15 protein-coding genes are annotated in these 17,065 nt (G+C 60.5%); 13 read left to right on the top strand and 2 right to left on the bottom strand.

All coding sequences use genetic code 11. The features are described from left to right. The 13 genes from waaC to AC1Q6Y_RS10640 all read left to right on the top strand — a co-directional run bounded on the left by waaC (window position 1) and on the right by AC1Q6Y_RS10640 (window position 13,906). Window positions 1-1,062, top strand: coding sequence for a lipopolysaccharide heptosyltransferase I (gene waaC, locus AC1Q6Y_RS10700; protein WP_492624533.1), 1,062 nt, complete (start codon window positions 1-3; stop codon window positions 1,060-1,062). Continuing rightward, window positions 1,062-2,183 (top strand): glycosyltransferase family 4 protein, encoded by a 1,122-nt coding sequence (locus AC1Q6Y_RS10695; protein ID WP_492624532.1) that lies wholly within the window; start codon window positions 1,062-1,064, stop codon window positions 2,181-2,183. Before waaC ends, AC1Q6Y_RS10695 begins: the two co-directional genes overlap by 1 nt. Beyond that, on the top strand, window positions 2,184-2,990 hold the full coding sequence (gene rfaP, locus AC1Q6Y_RS10690; RefSeq protein ID WP_057712288.1) for a lipopolysaccharide core heptose(I) kinase RfaP: 807 nt from the start codon (window positions 2,184-2,186) through the stop codon (window positions 2,988-2,990). Then, the gene (locus tag AC1Q6Y_RS10685; RefSeq protein ID WP_090452768.1) at window positions 2,990-3,724 is read left to right on the top strand and encodes a lipopolysaccharide kinase InaA family protein; all 735 of its coding nucleotides are present in this window, start codon (window positions 2,990-2,992) and stop codon (window positions 3,722-3,724) included. Before rfaP ends, AC1Q6Y_RS10685 begins: the two co-directional genes overlap by 1 nt. Then, window positions 3,721-4,473, top strand: a complete 753-nt coding sequence (locus AC1Q6Y_RS10680) for a lipopolysaccharide kinase InaA family protein (RefSeq protein ID WP_492624531.1) — start codon at window positions 3,721-3,723, stop codon at window positions 4,471-4,473. The genes AC1Q6Y_RS10685 and AC1Q6Y_RS10680 overlap by 4 nt, the downstream gene beginning before the upstream one ends. Next, window positions 4,473-5,924, top strand: coding sequence for a lipopolysaccharide kinase InaA family protein (locus AC1Q6Y_RS10675; RefSeq protein ID WP_492587260.1), 1,452 nt, complete (start codon window positions 4,473-4,475; stop codon window positions 5,922-5,924). Before AC1Q6Y_RS10680 ends, AC1Q6Y_RS10675 begins: the two co-directional genes overlap by 1 nt. Before the next feature lie 229 nt (window positions 5,925-6,153). Next, on the top strand, window positions 6,154-6,489 hold the full coding sequence (locus AC1Q6Y_RS10670) for a YceK/YidQ family lipoprotein (protein WP_102669310.1): 336 nt from the start codon (window positions 6,154-6,156) through the stop codon (window positions 6,487-6,489). 166 nt (window positions 6,490-6,655) lie between these two features. Next, window positions 6,656-8,413, top strand: coding sequence for a carbamoyltransferase family protein (locus AC1Q6Y_RS10665; RefSeq protein WP_150811915.1), 1,758 nt, complete (start codon window positions 6,656-6,658; stop codon window positions 8,411-8,413). Continuing rightward, window positions 8,397-9,527, top strand: coding sequence for a glycosyltransferase (locus AC1Q6Y_RS10660; RefSeq protein WP_057712282.1), 1,131 nt, complete (start codon window positions 8,397-8,399; stop codon window positions 9,525-9,527). The genes AC1Q6Y_RS10665 and AC1Q6Y_RS10660 overlap by 17 nt, the downstream gene beginning before the upstream one ends. Continuing rightward, a complete protein-coding gene (locus AC1Q6Y_RS10655; protein WP_492624530.1) occupies window positions 9,527-10,423 on the top strand; it encodes an antimicrobial resistance protein Mig-14 in 897 nt (298 codons plus the stop codon). The genes AC1Q6Y_RS10660 and AC1Q6Y_RS10655 overlap by 1 nt, the downstream gene beginning before the upstream one ends. Before the next feature lie 8 nt (window positions 10,424-10,431). Next, window positions 10,432-11,874 carry a PIG-L deacetylase family protein gene (locus tag AC1Q6Y_RS10650; protein WP_492624529.1) on the top strand — a complete coding sequence of 481 codons (1,443 nt, stop codon included), beginning with the start codon at window positions 10,432-10,434 and terminating at the stop codon, window positions 11,872-11,874. Then, complete coding sequence (locus tag AC1Q6Y_RS10645; protein WP_150754789.1) at window positions 11,871-13,025, top strand: glycosyltransferase family 4 protein; 1,155 nt, start codon at window positions 11,871-11,873, stop codon at window positions 13,023-13,025. The genes AC1Q6Y_RS10650 and AC1Q6Y_RS10645 overlap by 4 nt, the downstream gene beginning before the upstream one ends. Further along, complete coding sequence (locus tag AC1Q6Y_RS10640; protein WP_102669306.1) at window positions 13,022-13,906, top strand: glycosyltransferase; 885 nt, start codon at window positions 13,022-13,024, stop codon at window positions 13,904-13,906. The genes AC1Q6Y_RS10645 and AC1Q6Y_RS10640 overlap by 4 nt, the downstream gene beginning before the upstream one ends. Window positions 13,907-13,972: 66 nt before the next feature. On the opposite strand, the gene AC1Q6Y_RS10635 is transcribed toward AC1Q6Y_RS10640, so the two are convergent. After that, window positions 13,973-15,196: an acyltransferase family protein gene (locus AC1Q6Y_RS10635; protein WP_057712278.1), complete on the bottom strand. Its 1,224-nt coding sequence runs from the start codon at window positions 15,194-15,196 to the stop codon at window positions 13,973-13,975. Continuing rightward, window positions 15,196-17,058 carry an O-antigen ligase family protein gene (locus AC1Q6Y_RS10630; RefSeq protein WP_492624528.1) on the bottom strand — a complete coding sequence of 621 codons (1,863 nt, stop codon included), beginning with the start codon at window positions 17,056-17,058 and terminating at the stop codon, window positions 15,196-15,198. The genes AC1Q6Y_RS10635 and AC1Q6Y_RS10630 overlap by 1 nt, the downstream gene beginning before the upstream one ends. Window positions 17,059-17,065: the final 7 nt, after the last annotated feature.

Raw genomic sequence — 17,065 nt, 5'->3', positions numbered from 1 at the left:
TTGCGGGTTCTGTTGATCAAGACTTCTTCGCTGGGCGACGTCATTCATGCGTTGCCGGCGTTGACCGACGCGGCGCGGGCGATCCCCGGCATCAAATTCGACTGGGTGGTGGAAGAAGGCTTTGCCGAGATCCCGACCTGGCATCCAGCGGTGGGCAAGGTGATTCCGGTGGCGATACGTCGCTGGCGCAAAAACATCTGGCAGACCATCAAGAGCGGTGAGTGGAAGCGCTTCAAGCAAAGCGTTCGCGCCACGAAATATGACTTGGTGATCGACGCTCAGGGCTTGCTGAAAAGCGCCTGGCTGACCCGTTACGTCAAGGCGCCGGTGGCCGGCCTCGATAAAAACTCTGCACGCGAGCCCATCGCAGCGAGCTTTTACGATCGACGCCTGGCCGTTGCCCGCGGGCAGCACGCGGTGGAGCGAGTGCGTCAGTTGTTCGCCATCGCGTTGGGCTATGACTTGCCCAAAGGCCTGGGTGACTACGGCCTGAATATCGAGCGCCTGGTGGAATTGCCGCGTAAGAATCCGTACGTGGTGTTTCTGCACGGCACCACCTGGGACACCAAGCACTGGCCTGAAGCCTATTGGCGTGAGCTGACCGAGCGGGTCGGCTACCTGGGCGTAGGGGTGAAGCTGCCGTGGGGCAATGCGCTGGAGAAAGCCCGGGCCGAGCGCATCGCAGCCGGTTTCAAACATGCCGAAGTGTTGCCCAAACTGAACCTGGCCGGTGTCGGCAAGGTACTGGCGGGCGCACAGGCCTGCGTGGCGGTGGACACCGGCCTGGGCCATCTGGCCGCCGCGCTGGATGTGCCGACGCTGTCGCTGTTCGGCCCGACCAATCCGGGCCTGACCGGCGCCTATGGCAAGGTGCAGATTCACCTGGCCAGCGACTTCCCTTGTGCGCCGTGCCTGCAAAAGAAATGCACTTATCAACCGACGGCTGAAGATGCCCGTCAGTTTGACCTGAAACGCGAGTGGCCGTTGTGCTTCACGCGTCTGAATCCCGAGCGTGTCGCGAGCCGACTGAGCACGTTGTTAATGGCTGAGGAGCTGCGCTGATGCAATTGGCATTTGTCTTGTACAAGTATTTTCCATTTGGCGGCTTACAGCGCGATTTCATGCGAATCGCCCTGGAGTGCCAGAAGCGCGGCCATCAGATTCGCGTCTACACGCTGATTTGGGAAGGTGACGTACCGCCGGGTTTCGAAGTGCTGGTGGCGCCGGTCAAGGCGTTCTTCAACCATCGGCGCAACGAAAAGCTCAGCGAATGGATGGAAGCGGACCTGGCCAAGCGCCCGGTCGACCGCCTGATCGGCTTCAACAAGATGCCGGGCCTGGACGTCTACTACGCCGCCGACGGCTGTTTCGAAGACAAGGCGCAGAACCTGCGTAACTCGCTGTATCGCCGTTGGGGCCGCTATCGCCACTTCGCCGAATACGAGCGGGCGGTGTTCGCCAAAGAGGCGAAGACCGAAGTGCTGATGATTTCCGAGGTCCAGCAACCGCTGTTCATCAAACATTACGATACGCCGCTGGAGCGCTTTCACCTGCTGCCACCGGGTATCGCCCAGGATCGGCGTCGGCCGGCCAATGCCGATGAAATTCGTGCCGGGTTCCGCGCTGAATTCAATCTCAAGGACGATGAACTGCTGCTGGTGCAGATCGGCTCCGGGTTCAAGACCAAGGGCGTCGATCGCAGCCTCAAGGCACTGGCGGCATTACCTGCCGATTTGAGGAGGCGCACCCGGCTGTTTGTAATTGGCCAGGATGACCCCAAGTTATTCCAGATGCAGAGCGCGACCTTGGGGCTGGGTGACAACGTCACGTTCCTCAAAGGGCGCAGTGACATTCCGCGTTTCCTGTTGGGTGCCGATCTGTTGATCCACCCGGCGTACAACGAGAATACCGGCACCGTGCTGCTCGAAGCCCTGGTGGCCGGCTTGCCGGTGCTGGTGAGCGCGGTGTGCGGTTACGCCCATTACATCGCCGAGGCCGATGCTGGCCTGGTGCTGGACGAACCGTTCGATCAGGCACAGCTGACGCAGTACCTGACCGGCATGTTGAACGACGCTCAAGCAAGGGCGGCCTGGAGCCGCAATGGTCTGGCCTTCGCCGAAACGGCCGACCTCTACAGCATGCCGCAGCACGCGGCGGATGTGATTCTGGCGGAGCACGCTTAAATGAAGTTGATGCTGGCTGAACCGTTCAAGAGCCTCTGGGCCGGACGCGACCCGTTCGCCGAAGTCGAGGGGCTCAAGGGCGAGGTGTACCGCGAGCTGGAAGCACGCCGGACATTACGCACGGAAGTCGACGGCAACGGGTTTTTCGTGAAAATCCACCGTGGCATCGGCTGGGGCGAAATATTCAAGAACCTGCTGACGGCCAAGCTTCCTGTACTGGGTGCCGGTCAGGAGTGGAAGGCGATTCAGCGCCTGCAGGAAGTCGGCGTGCCGACCATGACCGCCGTCGCGTATGGCGAGAAGGGCCGTAACCCGGCCGATCAACATTCGTTCATCGTCACCGAAGAGCTGGCGCCGACGGTCAGCCTGGAAGATTTCAGCATCAACTGGACCCGGCAGCCACCGGAGCCAAAACTCAAGCGCGCACTGATCGCCGAAGTCGCGCGCATGACCGGCATGATGCACCGCGCCGGGGTCAACCACCGCGACTGCTACATCTGCCATTTCCTGCTGCACACCGACAAACCGGTGACCGCCGACGACTTCAAGCTTTCGGTGATCGACTTGCACCGTGCCCAGACCCGTCCGGCGATCACCTTGCGCTGGCGCAACAAGGACCTGGCTGCCCTGTACTTTTCCGCGCTGGACATCGGCCTGACCCGCCGCGACAAGCTGCGTTTCCTCAAAGGCTATTTCCAGCAACCGATACGACAGATCCTGTGTGAAGAGGCAGCTTTGCTGGCATGGCTCGACGGCAAGGCCAACAAGCTCTACGAGCGTAAACAGCGATACGGGGATGCGCTCTGATGTCGGGTTGGAAGCTGGAACCTGCCTACAGCGAGCTGGCCGATGACTTCGGCAGCCTCGAGGCTGTGTTTGCGCTGCAAGGCGAGCGTTTGACCCGTGACGCGCTCTCGGAGGTCATCCGTGTCGAGCGCAATGGTGTCAACTATTACGTCAAACGGTATGTGGGCGCTGGCAAAGGCTTGCGGCGTTACCTGGGCAAGCCTCGGGTGAAGATGGAATGGCAGAACCTCAAGCGCTTTGCCAAGTGGGGTATCCCCACTGCCGAAGTGGTGGCCTGGGGGCTGGAGCGGCGCGGTGCGGCCTACGCTCGCGGCGCGATGATTACCCGGGAGCTGCCGGGTACCGAGGACTTGTCGGCACTGGCCGAGCGCCACGACCCGAAGCTGGCGGACCGCGCCTGGGTCGATACCGTCAGTCGTCAGCTGGCCCAATACACCCGGACCATGCACGACCACCGCTTCACCCATAATGATTTGAAGTGGCGCAACCTGCTGATCGACGATCAGGCTCGAGTGTTTTTGATCGATTGCCCCAACGGCGATTTCTGGCGCGGTTTCTGGCTCAAGTACCGTATTACCAAGGATCTGGCGTGCCTGGACAAGGTCGCCAAATATCAATTGTCGGCTACTCAGCGCCTGCGCTTTTACCTGCAATACCGCAACCGGACCCGGCTCAACGCTGCGGACAAAAAACGCATCCGGCATGTGGTGAGATTTTTCGAGGGACGCGAATGACTGACTTTCTGGCCACTGAAGACCGTGCGCTGCTTGAGCGCCATGGTCTCGGCACGTTCGAGGCACTCTGGACCAAACAGCTCGATGCGGTGGACGAACCCAACACCGGTGGCGGCGGCTGGAGCAGCGTGTTTCGGCTGGACCTGGAAGGTCATGGTTTCTACCTCAAGCGTCAAAGCAACTACCTGACCCGCACCTTGCGCGCACCGTTCGGCGAGCCGAGTTTCGCTCGCGAGTTTCGCAACATCTCCCGTTACCGGAAGATGGGCATTCCGGCGCTCGAAGCGGTGTTCTACGGGGAGCGCAAGGTCAATGGCGAGGTCCGCGCGATCCTGCTGACCCGTGCCCTGGACGGTTGGGACGACCTCGACTCGCTGTTGCAGCGCTGGACTCAATTGAGCCCTGAGCAGCACTCGGAAATCCTCAAGGCCAGTGGCGAACTGGCCCGGCAGCTGCACGCCGCACGCCAGGTGCATGGGTGCTTCTATCCCAAGCACATTTTCATGCGCGCCACCGGCAACGGCTATCAGGCTCAATTGATCGACCTGGAAAAGACCCGGCCGCTGCTGTACGGGCAGCGTGACCGAATCAAGGATCTGGAGCCGCTGACGCGCCGTGCGCCCGAGTGGGGCGAGTCGCAACTGCGGCAATTGCTGGCTGCCTATCTGGATCAGCCGCAGGACAGCTCGCTGATCGATAGCTGGCTGCAGCGATTGACTGCGCGGCGCAGCCAAAAGAGGCTGCGCTGATGCGTTTATCCGAACTGAAGACCGCAGGCCGCAATCCCGTTTTGCCGCTGAGCGTTTCGCTGGCCGACGCCGCCGGCCCTGCCGAGTTGCAACTGCTGAGCCTGTTGCGAGTGTTGCCGGGGCAGCGTTATGTCGGTGCCGGCGTCTGGCGTGGCCGGCCGGTGTTGGCCAAATTGCTGGTCGGCAGCAAGGCTGCACGGCATTTTCAGCGTGAACTGGATGGCGTGCGCCTGCTCTCTGCCCAGGGGCTGACCACGCCGCAGCTGTTGGCCGATGGCCTGAAGGACGGCGAGGGTGGCTGGCTGCTGTTTGATTTCCTTGAGCATGCCGAAAGCCTGGGCGACACCTGGAAGCAGGTGGAGCAGCAGCCCGTACTGTCCGATGGGCAAGGGGCGGTGCTGGCCGAGGCGTTGGGCGCGATCGGCCAGATGCATCGCAAGGGCCTGTGGCAGGAAGACCTGCACCTGGACAATTTGCTGCGCCAGGGTGGTCGCCTGTACCTGATCGATGGCGCAGGTATCTGCTGCGAGACACCTGGCCAGCCGCTGTCCCGGCAGAAGGTCCTGGAAAACCTCGGGGTGTTCTTCGCCCAGTTGCCGAAGTCGATTGAACCCTTCATTGAAGAGTTGCTGGTGTATTACCTGCTTAGCAACGGCGAACACGCCTTACCCATGGAGGCGTTGCAGAAGCAGATCGACAAGGTCCGCAGTTGGCGCCTCAAGGACTTCCTGATCAAGGTCGGCCGCGAGTGCACGCTGTTCAGCGTCCAGCGAGGAGCCTTCGGGTTACGGGCGATTCGCCGCGAGGAAGTGCCGTCGATGGTGCCTGTGCTGGAGCAGGCCGATGCCTTGCTCGATCAGGGGCACCTGTACAAGACCGGCGGTGCGGCGAGCGTCGGCAAGGTCGAGGTGGATGGCCGCACGCTGGTGATCAAACGCTACAACATCAAGGGTTTTGCCCACTGGCTCAAGCGCTTCTGGCGTCCGAGCCGGGCCTGGCATTCATGGCGCGAAGGCAACCGCCTGGCGTTCCTCGGGATTGCCACGCCCAAGCCGCTGGCGTTGCTGGAAAAGCGTTTCCTGTGGCTGCGTAGCCGGGCTTACCTGATCACCGAGTACCTGCCGGGGCCGGACATCATCGAGCGTTTTGCGCCGTATGTGGAGCGTGGTGATGCGCCGGAAGCCGAGCTGGCGGCACTGGATCATCTGTTCGCCGAGTTGATTCGTCTACGGATCAGCCATGGCGACTTCAAGGGGCATAACCTGTTCTGGCAGCAGGATCGCTGGGCGTTGATCGACCTCGATTCGATGTGCCAGCACGGCTCCCTCGGCAGTTTTTCCCCGGCGTATGCAAGGGATCGCGCGCGGTTCATGCGCAATTGGCCTGAAGGCAGTGCCCTTTATCAGGTCATCGATCAGCGTCTTCCCAAAGATATCTCCAGCGCTGCTTAAACCGCTTATCGCGAGCAAGCTCGCTCCCACACTGAATCTTTGTCGGGCACATATTTTGTGTGCGGCCGAGAACCACTGTGGGAGCGAGCTTGCTCGCGATGAGGCCGGTACTGCCAACCGAGAAAGCAGACAAGTTCTTGTGAACCGTCCTACGCGATCTTGGGACGTCATGAACTGTGGCCCAAATCGCCCGGATGCTAGTTTGCCTGACGTTCTCGGAGGGCTGGCAGTGACGATCAAAATGGCAGTTTCAGCGGGTGTTTTATCAGTGTCGCTAACGGGGTGCGGGACCGCCGCCACCGTCCTGCAGGATGAAGCCCAAGCCGCGCAGGGGCTGCGTCGGCAAAAGACCTATTGCCAATCCATTCCACGGGTCTACAGCGGCCTCGCCTACGACTTCTGTGTCTTGAATGCACCGCCAGACCCTACGGGTATCCTTGTGCCGCTCGTATTGGTGGACCTGGCCGTGTCTGGCGCGCTGGATACCGTTGTCTTGCCGTACACGATTTACCGGCAAAGCGTGGACGGCAGTATCGCCATCTATTGGCGGCCTGCGCGCGGATAAAAAATGCCGTGAGGTCCCGGCCGTGGTTGCATGCCGCTTGCAGCTAGAGGTTTGCCGCCGCTTTTACGCTATAATCCCGCCCTTTAGCTGTCTCTCGCTCATTGCGAGGGCACATTAATTTTTGAGGCGCTTGCGCCTGCATGCAGACTAAAGAGGCTAGACCCCTGTGGCATTGACGATTCTTGGCCTGTCCGGCGCCCTTAGCCATGATCCTTCCGCAGCCCTGTATATCGACGGCAAGCTGGTCGCGGCGGCTGAAGAGGAGCGCTTCGTACGCGATAAACATGCAAAGAACCGCATGCCCTACGAATCGGCGAAATTCTGCCTGGAACAGGCCGGTATCAAGCCGTCCGACGTTGACGTGGTCGCGATCCCATTCGCACCGATCAGTCTGTTCGGCAAGGCCCGCTGGCAGTACGCCAAGCGTTACTGGTACGCCCCGGACCGTGCACTCGACGCGATCCTGATGGGCAACCGTCGCTACAAGCGCTATCGCAACAAGATCGTCTGGTGCCTGGAGCAACTGGGTTTTGATCCGAAGAAGATCAAGATCGAGCCGGTCGAGCACCACCTTGCCCACGCCTCCAGCGCTTATCACTGTTCCGGTTTCAAAGAGAAAACCGCGATCCTGGGCATCGACGGCAAGGGCGAGTACGCCACGACCTTCTTCGGTTACGGCGAAAACGGCAAGATCCACAAGATCAAGGAATTCTTCGATCCGGACTCCCTCGGCGGCCTGTATGGCGCGATCACCGAGTTCCTCGGTTTCGATATGCTCGACGGTGAGTTCAAGGTCATGGGCATGGCGCCGTACGGCGACGCCAGCAAATATGATTTCTCGCGCCTGGCTTCGTTCGAAAACGGCGAACTGGTGATCAACACCGACTACGCCAACGTCATCGGCCTGCGTCGCTACAAAGAAAAGGGCAAGGGTTACTACTTCTCGCCGAAGCTGATCGAGTGGCTGGGTCCAAAGCGCGAAGGCGACATCGCCGACGAGCCTTACATCCACTACGCCGCCAGCATTCAAGCGCTGTTCGAAAAGATTGCGCTGCAGATGATCGACCACTACCTGGGCGACGTGCTCAAGGAAACCGGCAAACTGGCCTATGCCGGTGGCTGTGCGTTGAACGTCAAGCTGAACCAGAAAATCATCGCCCGCGACGACGTCAAAGAGCTATTCGTACAGCCGGCGTCCGGTGATGCCGGTACCGCAGTCGGCGCGGCAGCCTATGTGTCCCACGCCCGCGGCGTGCCGGTCGAGAAGATGGAACACGTCTACCTCGGCCCGTCGTACAGCAACGAAGACGTGATTGCCGCATGCGCCCGTCACGAGAACAAGCCGACCTGGCGCAAGCTCGACAACATGCCGGAGCAGATCGCCAAAATCATGGTCGATGGCAACCCGGTGGCCTGGTTCCAGGGCCGCATGGAGTTCGGTCCGCGTGCACTGGGCGGGCGTTCGATCATCGGTTGCCCAAGCGTGCCGGGCGTGGCCGACCGCATCAACCACCAGATCAAGTTCCGCGAGCGCTGGAGGCCTTTCTGCCCGTCGATGCTCGACACCGTGGCGCCACAGATGATCAAGATCGATCACCCGGCGCCGTTCATGACCTTCACTTTCGAAGTGGCGGAAGAATGGAAAACCCGCGTGCCGGAAGTCGTCCACGAAGACGGCACGTCCCGAGCCCAAGTGCTCAAGCGTGAATATAACCCGCGCTACTACGACATGATGAAAGCGCTGGAAGTGCTCACCGGCAACGGCGTGTCGCTCAACACCTCGCTCAACCGTCGTGGCGAGCCGATGATCTGCTCGCCGACCGATGCATTGAATATGTTCTTCGGCTCCGATCTGCAGTACCTGATCATGGAAGACATCCTGGTGGTCAAAGAGGGCGCAAACGCTTATGACTCGCTCGGCTGAACGCCATGTGCTGCAGTTCTGCCACGGCTATGACGGGCCGTTCCTGGACTGCGCACGGCAGTACGCCAGCCTGTTCGCGGGCACCGGTTATCGGGTGACCACGGTCTTTCTGACCGGGGCTGCCGATAGCGAGGTGGCCGCAGCGTGTGCTTCCGATGAAGTGTTGTTCATGGAATACAGCTCCAAGGCCATTCGTGGCCTGAAGCTGGGTGCCATCGGCGATCTGCGCAAGATCGCCGCGTCGCGTAACTTCAGTTTCTGCATCGCCCATCGCTTCAAGCCGATCTACATCGCCTTGCTCGGCACTTCGTTGCCGGTGATTGGCGTGCACCACGCGTTTGACGATTACAAGCGCGGCACGCGCAAACTGTTCGCGCATATTTTCCGCAAGCGTCTGAGCCTGCTCGGTGTGTCCGATGCGGTGCGCGACGACATGCGCCAATGCCTGCCGAAATGGCCGGCGACGCGTATTCAAACCCTTTACAACCGCATCGACGTGCCTGCGCTGCAAGCCAGTCAGGTTTCCGCTCGCGAAGCTCGGGAAACCCTCGGTCTCTCGGCTGATGCGTGGATTGTCGGCAACGTTGGCCGACTGCACCCGGACAAGGATCAGGCTACGTTGCTGCACGGTTTTGCTGCGGCGTTGCCGGGGCTTCCGGGCAACAGCCAACTGGTGATTCTCGGCAAGGGGCGTCTGGAGCAGGATCTCAAGGAGCTGGCTCGGGAGCTGGGTATCGGTGATCGGGTGCTGTTCCTCGGTCAGGTGCCGGACGCGCGCAATTATTTCCGCGCCTTTGATGTATTTGCCCTGAGTTCCGATCACGAACCGTTCGGCATGGTGCTGCTGGAGGCAATGGCCGCTGGCGTACCCTTGCTCGCCACAGCGTGTGGCGGGGCGAAGGAAGTGGTCGAAGGCGTGGGCATTCTGTTCCCGCTCGGCGATGCTGAACACCTTGCACAAGGCCTGCAACATTTGGCGGGTATGGATGATCAACAGCGCCGTCAATGCGCCGAGATGATGCTCGATCGCTTGCGTGAGCGTTTCTCCGACCGTGCGGTGCGCGACACCTTCTGGCGTCTGCCGCAAGTTACCGATCTGGCACCGAGGGGCTGATGCTCAACCGATTCCAAGGCTGGCGCGAACGTGGCTGGTCGCCCGTTGACGCCTCTACCTACGCAAAAGCCTGGCAGCAATTTGGCGGAAGCGTCGCGACTCACCCTCTGGTGGTCGAACGTCTGGCGGATCTTGCCGGCATCCCGGTGCGATACCTGGCCTGGGAGCAACAGGGCGAAGTCAAGGCCGCGATCCCGACCTGGGGCCGCGATGTGGCGCTGTCCAAGGATGTGCTCAAGCGCAACGGCAAAAAAGGCCTGTTCGATCTCGGCAATGCCGAGCTGATTTTGCCGGCCGCCGCTGATGTTCAGGCTCCTCTGCGCCATCGTGCACGCTACTTGTCGGCACTCAACGAAACCCGCTTCAGCGGCCTGAAGTTGCAGACAGAACAACTGGCCATGGCCCGTACCCCGGAAGAGCTGTCGAAGAAGTTTCGCTACAACCAGCGCCGCGAATTGCGTCTGCTGGAAGAGGCGGGCGGTGTGGTGCGTCCGGTCGGCGAATTTTCCAGCGCTGAATTGGCGGCGATCTACTGTGATCTGTTCCAGCGTCGTTGGGGGTTCCCGGCCACCGGCGCTGCGCGCATGGCCGAAGTCCTCGAACTGCTGCGCGAGTTGCTGATCGGTTCGGTGATCTTCCTCAACGATGCGCCGATTGCGATTCAACTGGTGTACCGCGTCGAAGCGCCGGAATGGATCAGCGTCGAGTACATCAACGGCGGCGTTGATCCCGAAACCCGCGAATTCAGCCCCGGTAGCGTATTGAGCTTCATCAATACGCAAAGCGCCTGGGAGCATGCCCGGGCGCAGGACAAACCGTTGCGCTTTTCCTTCGGTCGCGCCGACCGTGAATACAAGGATCGCTGGTGCAACCCCGTGCCGGTCTTCACCGTATGAGCCAAACCATGAGCCGCAAACAGCAACTGCTCAAGCGCCATCGGCGCAATAAACGTATCGGCCTGCTGATTGCGCTGGTGCTGTTGATCGTCATGGGTGTACTGGTGGCCTGGTGGTTGCCGCTGGTGCTGGCGGTTCTGGGTTGGGTTGCCCACGAAGCCTGGTTTGCCGACCACCTGTTCTACTCACCGAAAGACGATTACCAGTACAGCTTTCCCCCCTACACGCCCCAGCCCAAGGTGCACCTGAACGGTGAACATTTGCGGCTGGACGAGGGCGTGATGCTGGTCGACGATGCGACGCTGGTGCTGGCCCTGCGGGTGAAAAGCACCTGGCTGGGACGTTTTATCGATCCAGTGGTCGAGTTGGTGGGGGGCGAAAACCCTGACCGACAAACCTTCGAACGAGGCGTAAACGGCCTGCGTTACCTCAATCTCAGTGGTCAGGCTCAGGCGCTGTCGCGTGGCGAGCTGCGCTTGCGCGGGCGTTTCTGTCGTGTGTTCGGTGAGCCTGTGCTGTGGGCGCTGGAACATCCGGATTATCGGCGTCAACGGGTGATGGTCATCGCGCCCCACGCCGATGATGCCGAGCTGGCAGCCTACGGTTTGTACAGCCAGGCCGACGAAACCTGGATCGTCACGCTGACAGCGGGCGAAATCGAAGCCGAACACTACCGGCAGATGGGACTGAACAAGGTCGATGCGGCCCGCTTGAAAGGCCGCCTGCGCACCTGGGACAGCATCACCGTGCCACGTTGGGCCGGTGTACCCGAGGCCCGCTGCGTACAACTGGGTTATTTCTGCCTGCAACTGGCGAGCATGCAGGCCGCGCCTGCGGTGGCCGCGGGATCGCGGGAAGCGGACCTGGACGATACCCGGCTGTTCCGTCAGTTGAATCCTTTCACGCTGCCGGGCGATGCCGATGGCGCGCCGACCTGGAACAATCTGCTGGCGGATCTGCGTGAGTTGCTGCTGCGGGCCCGCCCCGAGGTCATCGTCCTGCCGCATCCGACCCTCGATCCGCATCCCGACCATGTCTGCGCCCAGGCGGCAGTTCTCGAAGCCTTGCAAGGCCTGGACTGGCAGCCGACCACGCTATTGGGCTATGCCAACCACCTGCACGACAACGACCGCTGGCCGATGGGTGATACCGGTGATGGCATCGCCTTGCCGCCGGCCTTCGATCCGGCCCAACCGATGCAGCCTTATTGCCTGCCCTTGCCACTGGAGCAGCAGCGAGACAAGGCCATGGCGTTGGGCATGATGCACGACCTGCAATCGGCGATGCCGTTCAAGCGTCGCTTGCGTCGGTTGATACAACGTTTGTTGGCCGGCCGGTTGCCGTCCACCTATGGCCAGAACGAATTCTTTCGCAAGGCCGTCCGGCGCCACGAGCTTTTGTGGTCCATCAAGCACACACCAGGCAATGTTTCTCAGCGGGGAGAGTTATGAGTCAGCGGTCAAAGGTCCTGCAACTGCAGCCTGACTACAACGTCAAAGCCCATGATTTCGCCGACCTCGCGGAGCAAATCGTCAAGGCCCTACCCAGTGATCGCTATGAAGTGACCGCCGCGTTTCTGCGCGGCAAACCCGGGCCGGGCGAAGCAGTGAGCCGAGCCGACCGTTCGGTGTACTTCGAATTTTCCGACAAGTCCCTCAAGGGCATGCGCCTGCGGGCCATGTGGCAGCTGTACAAGTTCTGCCGTCGGGAAAAATTCGATGTAGTGATCTGCAACCGCTTCAAGCCGGTGAACATGATGCTGGCGCTCAACCGCTGGTTGAAAGTGCCGTTGTGCATCGGCATTTCCCACGGCTTTGGCGAGTACGACCGTTTTTACCGGCGCCGCCAGACCCAGCGCCTGATTGATCGTCACTGGCGCTTCGTCGGCGTGTCGCCAGCGGTGAAACAGTATCTGCTGGACTGTGACTGTGGCTTCACCGATCAGAATACCTATGCCATCACCAATGCCATCGACATCGAGCAGGCCGAAGGTCTGCAACACAGTCGTGAAAAGGCCCGTGAAATGCTGGGCATCGATCCGTCGGTGCGGCTGATCGGTGCGTTGGGGCGACTGGTGCCGGTCAAGGGCCATATCTATTTGCTGCAGGCCTTCGCGGCACTCAAGGACAAATACCCCAATACCCAACTGGCGATCATTGGTGCCGGCCGCGAAGAGTCGCGTCTGGCCGCGGAAATCGACCGCCTCGGCCTCAGCGGTCGCGCCCATTTGCTGGGGTTCAAGGAAATTGCCCTGCAGTACATTCGAGCTTTCGACATCTGGACCATGCCTTCTTTGGCCGAAGGCCTCGGGCTGGCGCTGCTCGAAGGCATGAGCGGGCATTTGCCGGTGATCGCCTCGAACGTGCCGGCCATGTTGCCGCTCATCGAGGGGGCCGGTGGCCTGGCGATTACGCCGAAGGATGTGCCGACGCTGCAGGCGGCGCTGGACACTTATCTTGGCCTTTCGGATGACGAGCTCAAGGCCAAGGGCGAGCAGTCCTTCCGTTATCTGCAGCAACACCATGACATTGAGGAGTTCCGTCGCGAATACCTCAATCTGATCGATTCCGGCCTGGAGCAGGCCCGCAAGGAGCAGCCATGAACGACGCGCAACCCATCGTCACAGTCATCATCGCGTCGTACAACCATGCCCCTTACATCGAGGAAAGCATTCTCAGCGTCCTCAACCAGACCTATCGGAACATCGAGTTGCTGGTGGTCGACGACGGCTCGAAGGATGACAGCGTCGAGCGGATCAAGGCATTGCAGGCCATCCATGGCTTCGACTTCCGGGTTCAGGAAAACCAGGGGCTGACCAACACCCTCAACGGTGCAATTGCCCGGGCCAAGGGCAGCCTGATCGTGCCGTTCGGTTCGGATGACATCATGCTGCCGGAGCGAATCGCCACTCAGGTCGCGCATATGGAGGGCAAGCCCGAGGTCGGCATTTGCGCCGGTAACATCGAACTGATCGATGCCGACGGCAATCTCTACCCCGAGAAGCGCCAGCGTCGGGATGTGCCGTTCCGTCGTCTGGATTTCGACGACATGTTCCTCGAGCGCAAGCCCTATCCTCCGGCGCCCACCCTGATGATCCGCCGCGAAGCGCTGGACAAGGTGGGCGGTTTCGACCCGACCATTCGCCTGGAAGACTTGCTGATCGAGCTGAAGGTGACCCATGCCGGTTACTTCATCGACGGTCTGAATGTGTTGATGGCGCGCTATCGCAAGCACGCCACCAACTCCTACAAGAATCACCGCTTCATGATCGATAGCATCCTGCGCACCTACGCGCTCTTCAGCGATCACCCGCTGTATGACGAGGTGCGCTACAAGTTCCTCAATTCCATGTTCCTCAAGACCGCCAACCGTGATCGCAAGCTGGCGCGGGAGTTGCTGGCGCAGATTCCATTCAAGGCCTGGAACAAGAAAACCTGGCGTGGGCTGGGCCGGATGTATTTCTCACGGCTGGAGAAAGACTGAGTCAGAGGCTGGATTCAAGGGGGGGAAGGCGGGGCATTGTCCTCGGAGGCATGCCCCGGAAACGGCTCAACGTTGTTGAGCTGTTTCCTCCGGAAGTTCTTTCCTCGGCTTCCTGTTCTGGCGCAACCAGTGCAGGGTTTTCTTGCCGGCATTGATACCGGGCTTTTCGATGTACAGGTAAGCCAGGCTGCTGATGATGATCAGCAGGCAACTGCACACGGCCAGCAACGGCAGGAAGACCCAGGCTTGCCGGACATCAAGGTGCAATATCGGCGGTAGTCGCTGCACCAGTACCCAGAGCACGAAACCGTGCAGCAGATACGTGCTGTAGCTGATTTCCCCCAGCCAGCGGATGCTGCGTGGTCTCAGGGCGCCGAACAAGGTATTGCCGGACGCCACGATCACAAAGAACAGTGAAAGCAGCAGCAGCGCCCCCAGGTTGAATGCCCGGTTGAACGCCGTAAAGGCGATCGCCAGCGCGAGCAGGGCGACGATGCCCGCCAGTGGAGACAGGCTCCAGGCGACGCATTGTGGACGGCGAATCCAGTACGCCGCAGCGATGCCGCCGAGGAAGCTGGCCAGGAAGTGCTTCTTCAGCGAGTGTTCCCAGCCGACAACCTGGTACAGGGTATAGATGCCGATCAGGCACAGCACCGTCTGCATCCAGCCGCCGCGATAAATGAACACCATGGCGGCCAGTGGCAGGGCCAGGTAGAAAAACAACTCGTACCCCAGCGTCCAGGTGACGTTGGAGATCAGCATGCCGGTCTGGTGGTACTGGTTGACGTCTGGCCGGTCGAAGATCAGCCAGGCCAGGGTCTGGCCAATGAGTTGGGTGCCGGAGTCCTTGAGTTCCCAGTCCTGCAAATAGAACACACAGACAAACACGGTCAACATCAGCGGCAGGTAGAGCGGGTAGAGGCGAAACAGCCTGGATACCGCAAATGCCAGCCAGTCGTGCTGCCGTCCGTGGGTGAGCAAGCGGTTCCAGAACAGAAAGCCGGTGATCATGAAAAAGAGGGCGACGCTACCCTGGCCGAGCTGCGAGTAGAAGTTGCTCGGTGGAAAGTCGATCACGCCGGTTTTCAGAAAGATCCAGGTAATGATCGAGTGGTGCACGAACACGCCGAAGGCCAGATACCCGCGTAAGCCGTCGATGCCGGCAAAGCGGCTTTCGCCCCAATGCTCCAGCTCTCGGGGGATTTTCGGCACGCTGCGCAACAGTAGCGCAGCGGTCGCGATGGCGAGCAGGTAGGCCGCCATCGCGATAAGCGGGTTGGTTTCTGTCATCAGTGAGCCTGGGCCGGAGGACTACCGGCCAGCACGTGCCTGTGCAAATTATCCACGTCGGCTTTCGAGGCCGTCGCGGCGTATCCCAGCAGCAGTGCTTCGAAGTGATCCTCGAACAACCAATGCCGATCCGATGCATAGCGCTGCATGTGGCGCAGATTACGCCGACGCAGGGAAGGGCTCAATGCCGAGGGGTAAATTCGCAGGTCGGCCAGGTCGATCAGGCCGAACTCGCCGTCCTCCAGCACCAGCACATTGCCCAGGTGCAGGGAGCGGAAGTAGACCCCTTGCTGGTGCAGTTGAGCCATGAATTTACCGAAGCGCTCCACCAGTGCCTGGCGCACCGCCGGGGCGGTGATGCCTTGCAGGATCTGGCGCAGCGTGTTGCCTGGCAACGGGGAGTAATGCACGGCGGTGCTGCCGTCTTCGAACCGGTAAAGGTCGAGGATGTGCGGTGTCGGGATGCCCATGCCGCGCAGTTGCACGCTATTGACGGCAAACCGATCGGAGTAGGGCGTGAAACTGCCCGAGGTATACCAGCGACGGCGACGGAACAGCTTGAGAAAACTGCCATCGGTCAGGCGCAGGACCTTTGGGCCCAGACCATCCTCTTCGATGACCCTGGCATCGGCAGTCAGCTGTTGCAGGGCGCTTGGTGTCGCCGTCTTGATCGGCGTGTCCAGCAGGCGCCGGGCACGTTGATTGATGCTCAATGCGGCAATCAGCGCCAAGGGGATCCATAGCAGGAACCAGTGCTCCTTGGGGCGAGAGATGATCCCGCCACCTTCAGTCAGGCCTGCACCGATACCGAAGGCCAGCCAGGCTGAGGCGATGATAAACAGCGGTTGCACACGATGGCGCCGGCTGCTGATGAAGCTCCATACAACAAAGAACAGCCATGGCAGCAGGCCGATAATGCCGACGTAGTAGAGCACGCCCAGGGCAAAGCTATGGGGTTCCTGAAGGTTGTAGCCTACGCCGGGGTCCAGTCTCAGTGCGGCGTTGTAACCGTGCCCGATCCATGGGTGTTCAGCGATCCGGTTCAGGGTCAATTGCCAGAGCTCGATGCGGAAGGAACTGCCTCTTTCGAAGATTTTGTCCGCAAACAACGCGAAAGTCGCCGTACCGGCGAAGAACATGGCGCCAAGCATGAAGACCGAGCGTCGATTCCAGCAGATGAAACACAGCCATAGCGCCGCCAGCGTCAGTGCAACCAGTGGGGTCCTGGAGCCGGTGGCCAGCACTGCGGCAAACATGATCGCCATCGCCGGTACGCTCAGCCAAAGTACCTGGCGTCGCTTGCAGGTCATGCTCAGGCTCAGCCAATAGGTACAAAAAAAGCCGAAAACGTGGGAGCTGAGCAGTGGATTGTCGAATGCGCCTACACCGATCAAGCGCATTTCCGGTTGGTAGATCTGGTCGAACCTGTACAGGTTGTAGGCAGAGATGACCAATGCCACCGTTGCGGCGCAGAACAGCAGGGGCTGGATGATTTCGCTGCGAAAGCGCACCAGCAGGTAGCAGCCTACGAACAGCAACAAGGTGTGCAATGGCGGTTTGAACTGGCCAAAGTCGATGTCGTCGTCTGGCCTCCAGCACAGGCTGAGCAGTGCCCACGCCATAAATAGCAGGGCTGCAATGACGATCGGCTCGCGCAGCAACTCTTTGCCGAGCCGCGGCCGCAGGCACAGTGCAAAGAGTGCCGGAATGCTGAACAGGCCATAATAAAGCTTGTGATGCACACTGCGCCCCGGCAGGAAAAACAGCGCACAAAGCAGGAACAAATAACCGAGCGGAAGGATCCACAAACAAATGAAATCGAAGATTCTGTTGGACGTGCTGTTCAAAACGTTTAATTGCATGCTGGGT

Source organism: Pseudomonas sp. GW823-FHT06E10 (assembly GCF_058794995.1).
Note: the sequence above shows the minus strand (reverse complement) of the source record. Positions and strands in the feature narration are given on the sequence as shown.